This is a genomic window from Traorella massiliensis, assembly GCF_900104665.1.
In the GTDB taxonomy this organism is placed as follows: Bacteria; Bacillota_I; Bacilli_A; order Erysipelotrichales; family Erysipelotrichaceae; genus Traorella; species Traorella massiliensis.
In genome coordinates this window covers 525,778-540,337 of record NZ_LT629968.1, presented here as the reverse complement: position 1 = coordinate 540,337, position 14,560 = coordinate 525,778, and the positions used below count along the sequence as shown (strand labels likewise).

The following is a 14,560-nucleotide window of genomic DNA, read 5'->3' as shown; positions in this document are numbered from 1 at the left end:
CTTCTTTATTTTACACGCTCACAATAGACCATGTACCGTTGATTAAATACTTGATAAGGATGACAGGTAATCAAAGTGACCATATCTTTCCCTTCCTGAATAAAAAGTTTCTCTGTCTGGGTAACTTCAACGACTTCTACCTCTTTCACTTCATAAGTCAGGGTTTCCCAAAAATTAGTGATTTGAATTAAATCACCTATCTGTATTTCTTCAATATTTCGAAACATTTCTTTAGACACCATACCACGATGTCCTGAAATGACACAGTTCGTATTGATTCCACCAATAGGTAATGATGTATTTGATAAATGAGTTACTCCTTCGAACATATTTTCATTGCTAGCTCCTAATAAAATTGGAACAGTTAAATCAATACGTTCAATATACAGTGATCCAACCATATTATTTTCAAAGCCATATACCGTAAGATCCATACAAGGAATCTCATACGCTTCCTCACTATTCAAATGAATCTGTCTTTCTTCATAAAGCTGATCGTTATAAGCCTTCATAAGCTCATATAATTGATCAAAATCATGATTCTCTTTAATTTCATTTAATTCTTCTTCAAAGTGTTCCACTTCTCTTTTTAAATGAGTACGATTGATCCTGCTTGTTATAGCTGGATATAGAAATAGGCCCAGTCCTACGATAAAAATTAGCATCAATAGGATCACTTTAACTTTCTTGCTCATATGATCTCCTCTTTTTCTTTAACAGCCATATAATCACTATTAATAGGATGATCCCCAAAAGAATCGCAAACAGATATTCATATAACCATTTAGAAATTCCATCATGTGCTTGTTGACGAATTTTATCAGCTTCTTCTTCAATATAAGCAATCCGCTGACCACGTACTAAAAGACGATGTGTATTTACTGCATAAGGTGTACAAGTAAGCAATGTTACTAAATCTTCGTTTTCCACAAAGCTCAGCTCTTCTAGCTGTTCAGGCTCAATGACATCTATTCCATAAACCTCATATGCCAAGATTTCATCAAGAACGTGAATATAAAATACATCGCTAATTTCCATTTCATCTAAACGACTGAACAGTTCGGCGCTTGGTAAACCACGATGTGCGCTAATAACACTATTTCTTCCTTTACCGCCGATTGGCAAAGCAGACCCTTCCAGATGCCCTGCCCCTTTTTGAAGAACTTCTTCATCTGTTCCATGGTAGATTGGCAAATACACATTGATCTTAGGAATTTCAATATACCCCATCACACCATCCCCGCTCACATTTAGTACTTCAAGATAATTGTCGGGTAATGCATAGCCACTGCCAGGAATAAAAGGATCATGCAAAGGATCACCTGCAAGATTATCATTGTATATTTCTGCCAATTCCCACTGTCTTTCTATTTCTTCCTGATGACTTTCATCAATCTGGTTATCATAAACCGTAATCACTTCACGCTGATTGATCTGTGCAAGATAATTACTAACAGCCGGATACGCAAAAATCCCAATGCCAATCATAAAAATGATGATTGACATCAGGAAAAGAAGAGGGTTTGTGATATGAGATTTATTTTCTTTTTTCATAAACAAACCCTATAAATCTTACTGTTCTTTTTTCTTTCTAAGAACAAATACCATCAAGATAACGGCGCCACCCATCAGCAGGATGCCAGCAACTGTAAAGATCATCGTACCCATACCACCGGTAGTAGGAAGGTTAAAATCATTTTTATAGTTCATAATAATAAGATCTAACTGATTTTTATAAGTTGCATCTATTACAGTACCATCTTCTTTTACATTAGGACCGCTAACATTGACAGCATCTAGCTCACCAAGATTTTCAGCAGTATCCGTCAATACGATCGTTGTAACTTCACTTGGAACTGTATATCCTTCTGGTGCTTTAATTTCTTTTAATGTATACGTACCTAGATCAAGCCCATGAATCTTTATCTTACCTGCTGCATCTACAGTTAATGTGGCATTTCCATTCACATCTAAATAATAATAATCATCTTTCTGATTGAACTTTAATTCTGTCCCCTCAGCATTGCTTAAGGTAAATTGTGTTCCATTTACTAAATCGCCTACTGTATCTACCTGCTTGGTAATTTCAAGACCATATGTATAGCTTTGTACTGTATCATTTTTTGTTTTAAGATCAACAGCAGTTACATAAGGTTTTACATCATACGTAAGGAAAGCTTCATTCAATAATGATTCAGCAGCATAAGCGGTATTGTTAACCGTAGCAGTATAAGTCAAAGTGATTTGAGTTACATCACCGATCACTGCTTTTAGTTCATCGTATTTTGCAGTATATACGAATAGTTTTCCTTCTTCTTGAGAAAGTGTAAAATACTGACTGATATCCGTATCTGCATCATTAAGTTTTGCCGTAATTCTCACATCATCATTAAAAGTAAGTCCTGATGCCATCTCATCTGAAACTACAAATGCTTTCTTTGTATCAGATACTGTTTCACCATACTGTGGTACGTCAATTGTTACTGTATATGTTACTGTTTCCCCTACTGCAACACTAACGCCTTCACCGTTCACCGTTTTTGTGATGGCTGGTTCATTGCTTTTTAATGAAATATTTAATGTATCTGCACTCAAAACCCACTGATTATGCTCATCATCATATTCTGGATAAACTCTTGCAAATCCCGGAGCATATATTTTAACACCATCACTCACTAAGAAAAGATAAGCTCCCATTTCTAAAGTATAATTTGCCTCAGTAGTCCCTTTTTCTACATCTACCGAAGTCTGTGGAGCAACGGTAAGGGTACCTTCACGAATCGCACTAGCTAGATCATCTACTAGTGTTTTTATTTCAGTACTATCATCCTCTAACTTTTCAAAAGTATCTGTAACATTATCGTCAGCAGAAACATAATCCCCATATTCATGAGCTGACAGCCAGTCTGCTACAGCGTTGTCCCACTTGTAAGCAGGATCCATAGGATTTCCATTAGAATCTAAATTCACATTAATCAGTTTATAAGCTGTCACAGTTGCTCCATAATTCGCATCAATCTCCGAAATCGTGACATTGGCAGTATCAGTACTTTTCAATGCCTTTACAGGCATAAACGCACTTGCAGCCATTAATAATGTCAAACATAAACATAAGAACTTGTAAATTGTTTTTCTTTTCATTTTTTCTTTCCCTCCTTACTTACAAGCTTTTTTGTGTTTCCACCTTAAAATACCTATATAGCTCCAGTAAATCATCACAAATAACATGAGTCCTGCACCTAACAGGTATAACCAGCCTCTTCCTCCTGTAGAAGGAAGATCCCCTATCTTGTAATTTCTTACTATATATGGATCAGCAGCCGTTCCTTGACCACTGAATGCCGGCGTATTATCAATATTTCCAGATACCGTAAAATTCTGTCTAACTGCATCATAGGTTATAATCCATTGACCTTTCGGCAAGCTATAACCATCATCGGTTTTCACTTCTATCAGTCTATAAGTATTACTTGGACTTAACCCATTAAATGAAAGAAAACCGTTTTGATTTGTATCCGCAATTGCAATTTGGTACCAACAGTTAGAGTATGGATAATCTGCTGCCAGTTCGCCATTTTCATCGATTTTAATTAAATCAGATTCATGATCATGGCTATCATCATTACAATTTAAGCGATACAGTGCAAAAGTTACCCCCTGCATACGTTCTCCTTCTTTATTTTCCTTATAAAACTGAAAAATACCTGTATTCATCTTATTTTTTATCGTATATTGTACATTTAAAACACCATTGGAAGTATCACAATTTACACCATCAATCGAACTGCTTGTCCATCCATCTGATGAATCATATGGTAATGTAAATTGAATACGTGTATTTCTATCAATGCCTGAATAGCCGTTTGGTGACAATGTTTCTCTTAAGTAATATCTGCCATCTGCTAGATCATCAAAATGAACTAAAGCAACTACTTCTTCACTATCTTCAAGTGTTCCACTTAAATAAGCACTTATTTCTTCATCAGTCAACGGCGTATAATATACCTTCTCATTACCTGCTTCATAAACCGAATATATGCTTCCATCAATACTAATCTGCAAATCATTTGTATTGGTTAGATTCCTTCGATAATATTCACTTATTTTCTGTGATTCAACCACTTTTCCATTTTCATCATAAAGAGTAAATCCTGCATTCGCTAATGGATTTGATCCAGTATCTGTTTTCAATACCGTTAGATGATTAGGACCTTTATTCGTAAAGGTAAAAGTCTGACGGCTAATATTCGTAATCCCAGTTGCTGCATACCTTACTGTACCACATGTCTCTATTTCATAATTTTCTATAATTTCAACATTTTCATGTGAATGTGTAATACTTTCTACATCGTTTAATGGTTCATCCGTACCAATTGTTGTGCAATAATCTTGCTTTGTTACTGATACAAGACTACTTTCATCTACTTCATGAATCACATAAGAAGCACCTTCCGGTAATTCTGATATTACGATCTTTCCACTTGTCTGTCCTGCTTTCACTTCTACATAAGGAGTAATTAACTGAGTAACTGTCTCTCCATTCTCCTTCCATGTAGCATGAACATGGAAAAGGAACAATTTATCTTCTTTATAAACACTCTTTTGAAGCTCTTTAACAATTTGAATTTCAGTAGAAGGATAGCGCTGATAATTTGTAAAACGAAGTTCCTGAATACTCTCTTTGACAGTTCCTTTTAATACTTTCTGTTTTACAACAGCATTGCCCACATTATAGTCTTGAGTCGTTGAAATAACACCATGATCATCTGTATTGATTTCTGTATGTTCACTCTCATTCCAGTCATCTATAAAGTCACTATTATCAGGTTTTACATATTCATAAACCTTACCTGCTTCTAAAATTTCAGGTTCTTCATTAACTTCATGTACAGTATATTCTGTACCTACAGGAATTCCATAAATTGCAAGGCTTACTTGTTCAATCCCCTCTTCATAAACATGCTTTGGAACAGTTATACTCACTGTCTGAGTCAAACTGCTATCCTCATAAAGATCAGAAATTCCTGATTCAAGATCCATTCCGGCTATATTTTCATAATGAATATGGAAAGTATACGTATGATCTTCATCAGCAACTCTTTCATCATCATAATTGATAATCTTTGTAATAACGATACCACCCGTGATCAATTCATTTTCAAACGCAACTGTTAAATGAACATTTCCCTTCTGTGCATTATCAGGATTATAATATCCTCTGAAAACAAAGGTATCATTATTTCCGCTTGTATGATTATCACGATTACTGCTAGGATAGATATAACTTATTGCTCCATGTTCATCAACACTGGCAACATTACGATCATCTGAAGGAACATATCCTTCCACATGCGTAATTGTATTATCCTGTATATTCGGATCATTGATGATTGAATGCTGTCCTGGATAAAGAGCCAGCCAATTATCATCAACATAACCTGAAGTATACGACTCTGAATGAGTATCATAAACAGCATCTTGAAGAATTGACCAGTTAGTTCTGAAAGCTGAATTTAATTTGGAACCATTGCTTTGAATAATCTGTAAATAACTGCCTTCTCGAAATTTATCTACAAAAGATGCCTTCCAATTATCTCCCAATTCAAATTCACCATTTTCATAAACCATGACTGGATTTCCATTCTTTACATCTTCTTCACCAATATCATTGACATAGAAGAACGCTCCATAAGCAGGCTGAAGTGAAGCCTTATTATAATTAATAACATCTTCATCAGCCAAAGAACCATAATCAGATATCTGATTATTGGAAACATTAAATCCATATGATTCTTCCTCAATGATCGCACCTCTGAAATCAAGACTATTCAAATAAAGCACGCCGCCATCCCTTGCAAATGCAATCTGTAATAGCTTTACTTTAGAAAAATCAAAATTCGTTACGGATCCTGCTAACTTTTTCAGATCCAGACGAAGCGTTACCCACTCATTATGGACAATTGAAGTCGTAAAATTGCCATAAGCAAGCTGATTTACTGTAGATTGAATTAAATTTCCATAATCATCCACTAAACGAATATGAATATCATTTCCTGTACTAAATGCGTTGTCATAATCATAGTACATATTGATACGTAAATATTCCGTTCCTGATAAATCAACAGCAGTCCCATCCTGGGAAGGAATCTCTACCCAGTATTGATTGTCTGATATGATTTTTTCCTGCATATCAGCTCGACTCAAATTTTCGCCACTAGATATATTTTCCAGCTTTAAAACATTATCAAGACTTCCATTGATCAATTCATCGCTTGAAGGCTGTAGAATGACTTCATTTTCCTTTTGATAAATAATATTTGTGAAGTCATTGAAAGCAACTACTGAATCATTATGAAGATAACCGGCAGAATCTTCAACATTTAAAATATCGCCACTTGTTGTTTGCTGATAAATCGTATATTTAAAATTCCCGATATTCTCCAATGCTTCCTCAAAAAACGGATTAGCTGAGCTCATATCCACTTTATTCGTGACATCCAGCTGATTTGAACGTGGGAAATTAAAAGACATCATCAGATTTGAAATACTCATACCACGTTCCATAAAGAAAATCGTCATAGTATGAGTTCCTTCAGACAAATTTTCTTTTGTAAATAATCGCTGTCCATCTGACTCTATTTCATATAAATTGGTCTGCATATGAGTCTGTGTCTCATTCGGTGTATAATCTTCATTCAAAGGATGAGTCAGTATATTTCCACTGTTAAAATTGATTTCACCATATAGAGGATTATGGACACCCGCTATATCAAGGACCAGATGTCCATCGATATAAGCCATAAAATCATCATCTCCGGAGAATTTAAAGATGATATCCTGGCTGACCAGACTACCTTGATCATCTCGAATCATAATAGTTCCATCTTCAGTGATATAAAATTCAATGTCCATTTTCATACCATACAAAAGATTCAAATGAACATCTTGTTCTACCGGATCATTAAATGGAAAGAATCCACATCCTTGTCCATTAAAACTATATTCGTCATTTACTCTAACGCCTTCCTGTGTATGATCTAGATAATATCCGGTCTTAGGATCTTCTTTCAAACGTAAAGCATGGTTTTCATCACTGCTATTATATTCCCAATACCCAGTTTCATCATTAAAGAAAAACGGAAATTCTACATCGTTATAAACATAACCTAAAGAAGTCTTTAAAGAATTATCTCCTCTTATAAAACTTTCATCAAACTGTGGATAGGCAACTCCTTGTGTTGTTAGTTCCCCATCTTCATTCAATGTCTTATCCACATAACCAAAGGAATATTGAAAACCGCTTGTCCAGTCATTATATCCAAGCTGATATGGATCATTATTTCCATTTACATCTTTATTATATCCATCACTATTTAAGGCTGTTTTTCTATTCTGTCCAAAATAAAATGGATAAACATTTTCAAAGTCTTTAAAATAATCAGAAATAGCTGTATTAAAAATACTTCCTGCATCCGGATAATCATAAGTAGATCCGCCTTCAATATTCTCCGTACTTGTTATAGTGCCATTTGAAGTAGTAATGTCCTTACCTTGTAATTCATATTCAGAATAGTAATCATAGATCGTTGCCGAAGCATAGAAATGATCAGAATCATAAGTCGTGTTTGTCTGTAAAGGCACATTCACACTTTCTTCACCATGATAATTTGTACCAAAAATAGATGTCCAGTCACCGCTGATATGGCCTTCAGCACTTTGATAGCTGCTATTAGATTTCTGATAAACATCGGCAAAAAAACAAGGATAAGCATAGGCATCATCAATTTCTAAAACATCCGACTGATATTTTAAAGTGTTTCCATTCATGATCCTAAATTGAATATAGTGCACCTCTTCAGGGATTTTTTTATCTGTAAAGAAAAGCTTGTATAAGTCAGCATTGCTATCCGGATCTGTATTTTGAATCATATTTTCCCATACATCTTCCATAGAATCTGTGCTGTTTCCTATTCGATATTGAAGCTGATCATTTTCCTGAATCAAAGCACCTTCCTGTCCATAAAGCTGATCTCGAAAAGCTAGATAACGTTCTCCTTCAGCAAGATAAGTTCCCCATATACGCTCATAATTATCCAGATTTCGAAGAATAATCATATTATCATCTGAAGAAATATTGTATAGAAAATAGAAAATCTCTGCATCATTACTTTCAATCATATTTCCCTCTGCAGCAAGAGGCTGATTCGAAATTGCAAGTAAAGTATGTTCAGTGACACCACAATTATTATCAAAAAGATAATAGATAATATTATCCGTACGGGTCATTTTTGTTACTTCTTCAGAAACAGCAATTCGATCACCAGATTCATTTACAGTTGTATATGTGATCCAAACTTTTTCCCATGAATCTATCCCGTTTTTATCAACATAAATTGCTTGTTCATCAAGAATCTTCTCATCTGAAGAAGGATGTCCGCTCCAATAAGAGGTATAAAGATCACCTGTCCAATAATAGCAATCTCTTAGTTTTGACACCAATGAAAATGAACCATTATTTTCATCAGTAATCTGATCATCCTGATCATTGCTTACTGTAAAATCATAGATAATACCTAAATCATGTGGATTAATATTCCCTTCTGCATCTTTTTCATAAATTCTAAATGTCAGATATTTATATGGATCTTCATTGTTAAGCTTCGGTGGCACAACCGTACTAAACATACCATTTTGAAGTTCTACCATACGGTACTGCTTTTTTGAACCGGCAGTGTTTGTAAATATCGCATCCACACGAACAACATCCATTCCATTATAATAAGAGTGGTCCTGATAAAGCATTGAATCATTATATAAATCTGAAATACTTGTAAAATAGATTCCTTCATTATAATACGGATCATCTGCATGACCATAAACTTCTAATTCCACAATATGATTTCTTCCACTTGCATATGCATCGGAACCATAACCATATACACGCACATACCTTCCTTTGATATCTGTACAATCTATTGACAGACCCTTAGAAGTCTCGGAATATCTTTCATCAAAGTTTTCTTTTCCTATTGCATAGGCTTCTTCTCCAAAACCATGAACATTTCCTGAATCCGAATTATACACAATGACAGCATTCCCATTTTTAAAATCATCTTCACTATTGGCTATTGCAATGACAGTCGCATCATAAGTCCGACCATCGCCATAATAACGGAATAATTTTATCTGATTTACAGCTGATATTTCTTCTAAATCAACTTGTAAATAAACAGACATTTTTTTTGTAGTATTCATATCACCAAAATCAGAATATCTATTTAAGCTGGTGTCTCCATCAACAGCATATGTTAATGCTTGCTGTACGTAAACATCACTCTGTTCATCTGTAAAAGCAGATCGAGCTATAACCGTTTTATTTAATGCCAAATTCGTATCCGTTGCATCATTTATTGCCATCATGCTTTTCTGTCTCAGCATGTATTCTCCTCTTGCACATAATGAAAACAATTCACCATCAAGATCACGATATACATGAGAACAATTCTCATCACTACATAATTCATCTAAATAAGATATTTCTTCAGTTTCATCATGATTCCCACTAACAGAAGGATTTATTGTAAATGATAACTCGCTAAACGCACTTACATAATTAGATATATAAGCTTCGTTTTCCTTTTCCGCAAATATTAGCAAAGAATAATCTCCAGCCTCAAGATCAGGCAATGTTAGTGTCGTCGTTAATGCATCTGCTTCATTCACTTTTCCATAATATAAAACTTCATTATTTTCATTAAGAATCAACGCTGAAAGACGATTCGCTGATTCATAAATACTTTGGGCAGAAGCATGCGAAAAACTGAGGATATTCATTTCCCCACTATAAAAATATGATTATCTTCTCGAACAGCATTAACATGATCATTTACTGCTAATATTGCTGCTTTTTTATTTAAATCTGAAGATACTGCAACCTTTAAAAGCTGATCCGCATGAATTTCAGCAGGCATTGTAAACAGAATGGCATTTTTAGAAAACAGCATTCCAAATTCCCACATATTATCATTTTCAGCCACAGCTTGAAGTTCTAATACATGATTTCTTTCTTCTAAAGATAAGACATTTTCAAAAAAAGTTTCACCCCTGTCATCAACAACATACTCATGAGAAACAGACAGGGCAATTGCCTCAGTATCATCTTTATGAACATTTTTATTGACGACTTTCCAGCCGATTGCTTCATCGTCATGACCAATATACAGAAGCGAACCATCTTCTGTTTCACTAAATGCTTTCAACCCTGAAATCCCTAATGAAACCTCTGCTCCTTCTTCAATCGTATTGGCAAGAAGATGCTTAATTGGTTCAACGATAGCATTAAAAACCAGAAAACCACATAAAATGATGATAAAATAACGAAACTTATGTTTTGATTTTAATTCATATCTTTCCCCTGTCTTTGCAATAGTTTTCATCAATCTTCTCCCCCTATGGAAACTAAAATGTAAAGATATTCATTCGCTCATTTTATTTTTATTTTTTTAATAAAATCTTCCTCTCAAAGATTCTATGCAACGAACGAAATCGTTATAATTTCATTCATAATTATTAAATTTTATCTGATCATAAATAATTTTATGTATGATTTAAAATATAAATAATTTCTTTCACTTTCCATAAAAATTATAATATAGTTTTTTTTCTATTTCAATTTCATTTTTAAAGATTTATTTATACTTTTTATCATTTTTTTACTTAAAAATAACGATTTTTATATTATTTTTTTGTAATCATAAATTTTAAACTTAAGATAATTGCGAATTATCCAAAGTTGAGTGAAAGCATACTGAAAGATGTATGTTTTTTTGTGTGTGGGAAAGGAATGGGAAAAATGTATCGGAATGGATTGAAAAGAGTGCTTGATTTTATATTGAGTCTGGTGGGATTAGTTGTTCTCTCGCCGGTGCTTTTGATTATTGCATTAATTATAAAGCTGACTTCTCCAGGCCCTGTTTTCTTCAAACAGAAGCGTGTGGGAAAGAACAAGACCTATTTCAATATACTGAAGTTTCGAACGATGCGTACCGACACGCCTAAGGATACGCCAACACATCTGTTAGCCAATCCGGATCAGTATATAACTTCTATTGGAAAAGTACTGAGAAAGACATCCTTGGATGAACTTCCACAGATCATCAACATCTTAAAGGGAGATATGTCGATCATCGGTCCTCGGCCTGCCTTATGGAACCAGTACGATCTGATCGAAGAAAGAGACAGATATGGTGCCAATGATATTCTTCCAGGACTGACAGGCTGGGCACAGATCAATGGCAGAGATGAGCTGGAGATCGATGTGAAAGCAAGACTGGATGGCGAGTATGTAGAAAGAATGAGTTTTCGATTTGACTGTAAATGCTTCTTTGGAACGATCACATCTGTACTGAAACATGAAGGAGTCGTTGAAGGAGGAACAGGAGAGCTCAAGAAAGAGGTACAGTCATGAAAAGGATCCTGATCACCGGTAAAGGGAGCTATATAGGAACTCACTTCAGAGATGAGCTGTTGAAATATCCTGAAAAGTATGAAGTTGAAGAATTAGAGATGAGAAATGATGAATGGAGAAATCATGATTTTTCATCTTATGATGTCGTTTATCATGTGGCAGGACTGGCACACTCAACACCTGATGAGAGTCAAAGAGAACTTTATTATCGAGTCAATACAGAATTAGCTTATGAGACTGCCAAAAAAGCAAAAGAGAATGGTGTAAAGCAGTTTATCTTTATGTCTTCCATTATTGTTTACGGAAGCGGGAAAATTGGTGAAGACAGAGTGATTACAAAAGAAACACCATTGACTCCTGATAATTTCTATGGAAACAGCAAGAAACAGGCAGAAATTAAGATAAGACCTTTAGAGGATGACAACTTTAAAGTTGTTATTGTGCGTCCGCCTATGATCTATGGACCAAATTCGAAAGGCAATTATCCACTGATGGCTAAATTTGCAAGAAAGACACCTATCTTTCCAACATTTAGAAATCAAAGAAGCATGCTTTATCTAGGGAATCTGATTGAATTCATACGGCTGATGATCGATAACGAAGAGAGTGGAATTTACTTACCACAGAATCGTGAATATGTAAGCAGTGTAGAAATGATCAAAGAAATCGCAAAGATCCACAATCATAAGATATGGTTTACAGGAATCTTCAATCCATTTATCAAGCTTTTCAACAAGCAGACATATATCAATAAAGTATATGGAAATTTAACGATAGATAAAGAATTATCAAAATATAAAGAAGATTACGATAAGTATTCTTTTGAAGAATCAATTCAATTGACGGAGATGAATTACGAATGAAGATATTAGTCGTTTCGCAATATTTCTATCCAGAGAATTTTAGAATTAATCAATTATGTTTAGATTTAAAAGAAAGAGGTCATGAGTTAACAGTTTTTACAGGAAAACCGAATTATCCTGATGGTGAATACTTTGATAGATATTCATTTAAGGGCAATGAGGATGAATTATGGAATGATATAAAGATCATTCGTGCTCCTCTTAGAGCTAGAAAAAAAGGTTCTATAAACCTTATTTTGAATTACTTGAGCTTTATATATCAAGCCAGTAAGAAGTCAAAGCAAATTAAAGGTGATTTTGACTTGATATATGTATTTGAAGTATCGCCAATAACTGTTGCACTCCCTGCAATAAAGTTAAAAAAAAGATTAAATATTCCTATTATTATGAATGTTCAAGATTTATGGCCTGAAAATATCATTGCAGTAACTGGAATAGATAATCCTTTAATTATTGGATGTATTAGTCATATTGTAAATTATATTTATAAACACTGCGACTTGCTTTTAGCAGCTAGTCCAAGCTTTGTAGATAAAATTAAAAGAAGAATTAAGAATAAAGATAAAGTTTTATATTGGCCACAATATTCAAGCGTTAGTAAAAGTGAAAAAAAGAATGATTTATTGAATCACGATAAGTTAAATATAGTTTTTACAGGTAATATTGGTGAAGCGCAAGGTATTGATTTAGCAATAGAAGCAGCAAAAATATTAAAAAATGAACCTTTACATTGGCATTTTATTGGAAATGGCAGACAAAAAGAAAAACTTGAAAGATTAACCGATTCTTACAGTTTGAATAATGTTGTGACTTTTCACGGATTCAAACCTGAAAAAGAAATTCCAGATTATTTAGCACAAGCAGATGCTGCTTTATTAATATTAAAACCAGATCCGGTATTTGAAATGACCATTCCTGCAAAGCTACAAACTTATTTGGCTTGTGGTGTACCTATTATAGGATGTGTTAGCGGTGAGGGAAAAAGAATTATTCTTGAATCAAATTCTGGGCTTGTAAGTGAAAACGTTTCTGTCGATGCTTTGGTTGATGTCTGCGAGAAATTTATAAACTTAACAGAGAAAGAAAGAATTGAATTCAAAAATAATGCTCTGAAATACGGAAATGAAAATTTCAATAAAGAAACATTATTGAATCAGTTAGAAAAATATATGGAGGAAATAAAAAATGAGTGAATTTACAGGCAAAACATTGTTAATCACTGGAGGAACAGGATCTTTTGGAAATGCTGTGTTGAATAGATTTCTAAAAACAGATATTGGAGAAATTAGAGTATTTTCTAGAGATGAATTAAAGCAGGACAATATGCGTCATGAATTTCAAGCGAAGTATCCTGAAGTATCAAATAAAGTCAAATTTTATATTGGCGATGTAAGGGATTTGTCTTCAATCAAAAATGCAATGTATGGCGTTGATTATATTTTTCATGCAGCAGCACTAAAACAAGTTCCTTCTTGTGAATTTTTCCCAATTGAAGCAGTTAAAACGAATGTATTAGGAACAGAAAATGTGCTAACAGCAGCTATAGAGTGCGGGGTAAAAAAAGTTGTATGCTTAAGTACAGATAAAGCGGCTTATCCAGTGAACGCAATGGGTACAAGCAAAGCAATGATGGAGAAAGTCATTGTCGCAAAATCCAGAACTGTTGACCCAAATAAAACAAAAATCATGTGTACAAGATATGGAAATGTATTAGCTTCAAGAGGTAGTGTAGTACCTCTTTTTATTAGTCAAATAAAAGCTGATAACCCATTAACAGTAACAGAACCCACAATGACACGTTTTGTAATGACTTTAGAAGAAGCGGTAGATTTAGTTTTATTTGCTTTTGAACATGGTGAAAGCGGAGATATATTTGTCCAGAAAGCTCCTGCATGTACAATTGATGTGCTAGCTAAGGCTACTAAAGAACTATTTGAAGTCAATAATGAAATCAAAGTAATAGGAATTAGACATGGGGAGAAAATGTATGAAACATTACTTACTGATGAAGAATGTTCTCATGCAATTGATTTAGGTGATTTCTATCGCGTTCCAGCCGATAAAAGAGATTTAAACTACGATAAATACTTCAGTGAAGGATTACATGAATCTAAACTGAAACAGTTCAATTCAAACAACACTAAACTTATGGATGTAGAAGCAGTGAAAAATAAACTATTGGAAGTTCCTTTAGTTAGAGAAGAACTTGAAAAGTGGAGGAACGAATAAA

General features: G+C 34.1%; 9 protein-coding genes. 4 read left to right on the top strand and 5 right to left on the bottom strand.

The window, feature by feature from the left end; genetic code table 11:
• Positions 1–5: 5 nt before the first annotated feature.
• From BQ5367_RS07115 to BQ5367_RS07095, 5 genes are read right to left on the bottom strand one after another with little or no spacing between them, the layout of a single operon-like run.
• Positions 6–695 (bottom strand): class C sortase, encoded by a 690-nt coding sequence (locus BQ5367_RS07115; RefSeq protein ID WP_071441822.1) that lies wholly within the window; start codon positions 693–695, stop codon positions 6–8.
• A complete protein-coding gene (locus tag BQ5367_RS07110; protein ID WP_071441821.1) occupies positions 679–1,554 on the bottom strand; it encodes a class C sortase in 876 nt (291 codons plus the stop codon). The genes BQ5367_RS07115 and BQ5367_RS07110 overlap by 17 nt, the downstream gene beginning before the upstream one ends.
• An 18-nt stretch (positions 1,555–1,572) precedes the next feature.
• The gene (locus BQ5367_RS07105) at positions 1,573–3,141 is read right to left on the bottom strand and encodes an isopeptide-forming domain-containing fimbrial protein (RefSeq protein ID WP_071441820.1); all 1,569 of its coding nucleotides are present in this window, start codon (positions 3,139–3,141) and stop codon (positions 1,573–1,575) included.
• Between the two features lie 15 nt (positions 3,142–3,156).
• Positions 3,157–9,834, bottom strand: coding sequence for a SpaA isopeptide-forming pilin-related protein (locus BQ5367_RS07100; protein WP_071441819.1), 6,678 nt, complete (start codon positions 9,832–9,834; stop codon positions 3,157–3,159).
• Positions 9,831–10,436 (bottom strand): hypothetical protein, encoded by a 606-nt coding sequence (locus BQ5367_RS07095; protein ID WP_071441818.1) that lies wholly within the window; start codon positions 10,434–10,436, stop codon positions 9,831–9,833. The genes BQ5367_RS07100 and BQ5367_RS07095 overlap by 4 nt, the downstream gene beginning before the upstream one ends.
• A 416-nt stretch (positions 10,437–10,852) precedes the next feature.
• Between BQ5367_RS07095 and BQ5367_RS07090 the strand changes: the two genes are divergently transcribed.
• From BQ5367_RS07090 to BQ5367_RS07075, 4 genes are read left to right on the top strand one after another with little or no spacing between them, the layout of a single operon-like run.
• Complete coding sequence (locus BQ5367_RS07090) at positions 10,853–11,467, top strand: sugar transferase (RefSeq protein ID WP_071441867.1); 615 nt, start codon at positions 10,853–10,855, stop codon at positions 11,465–11,467.
• Complete coding sequence (locus BQ5367_RS07085; protein WP_071441817.1) at positions 11,464–12,330, top strand: NAD-dependent epimerase/dehydratase family protein; 867 nt, start codon at positions 11,464–11,466, stop codon at positions 12,328–12,330. The genes BQ5367_RS07090 and BQ5367_RS07085 overlap by 4 nt, the downstream gene beginning before the upstream one ends.
• Positions 12,327–13,523, top strand: a complete 1,197-nt coding sequence (locus BQ5367_RS07080; protein ID WP_071441816.1) for a glycosyltransferase family 4 protein — start codon at positions 12,327–12,329, stop codon at positions 13,521–13,523. The genes BQ5367_RS07085 and BQ5367_RS07080 overlap by 4 nt, the downstream gene beginning before the upstream one ends.
• A complete protein-coding gene (locus BQ5367_RS07075; protein ID WP_074022003.1) occupies positions 13,516–14,559 on the top strand; it encodes a nucleoside-diphosphate sugar epimerase/dehydratase in 1,044 nt (347 codons plus the stop codon). The genes BQ5367_RS07080 and BQ5367_RS07075 overlap by 8 nt, the downstream gene beginning before the upstream one ends.
• Position 14,560: the final 1 nt, after the last annotated feature.

Coding starts and splice junctions, on each gene's coding strand:
- BQ5367_RS07115 (WP_071441822.1), bottom strand. CDS start 695: ATGAGCAAGAAAGTTAAAGTGATCCTATTGATGCTAATTTTTATCGTA.
- BQ5367_RS07110 (WP_071441821.1), bottom strand. CDS start 1,554: ATGAAAAAAGAAAATAAATCTCATATCACAAACCCTCTTCTTTTCCTG.
- BQ5367_RS07105 (WP_071441820.1), bottom strand. CDS start 3,141: ATGAAAAGAAAAACAATTTACAAGTTCTTATGTTTATGTTTGACATTA.
- BQ5367_RS07100 (WP_071441819.1), bottom strand. CDS start 9,834: ATGAATATCCTCAGTTTTTCGCATGCTTCTGCCCAAAGTATTTATGAA.
- BQ5367_RS07095 (WP_071441818.1), bottom strand. CDS start 10,436: ATGAAAACTATTGCAAAGACAGGGGAAAGATATGAATTAAAATCAAAA.
- BQ5367_RS07090 (WP_071441867.1), top strand. CDS start 10,853: ATGTATCGGAATGGATTGAAAAGAGTGCTTGATTTTATATTGAGTCTG.
- BQ5367_RS07085 (WP_071441817.1), top strand. CDS start 11,464: ATGAAAAGGATCCTGATCACCGGTAAAGGGAGCTATATAGGAACTCAC.
- BQ5367_RS07080 (WP_071441816.1), top strand. CDS start 12,327: ATGAAGATATTAGTCGTTTCGCAATATTTCTATCCAGAGAATTTTAGA.
- BQ5367_RS07075 (WP_074022003.1), top strand. CDS start 13,516: ATGAGTGAATTTACAGGCAAAACATTGTTAATCACTGGAGGAACAGGA.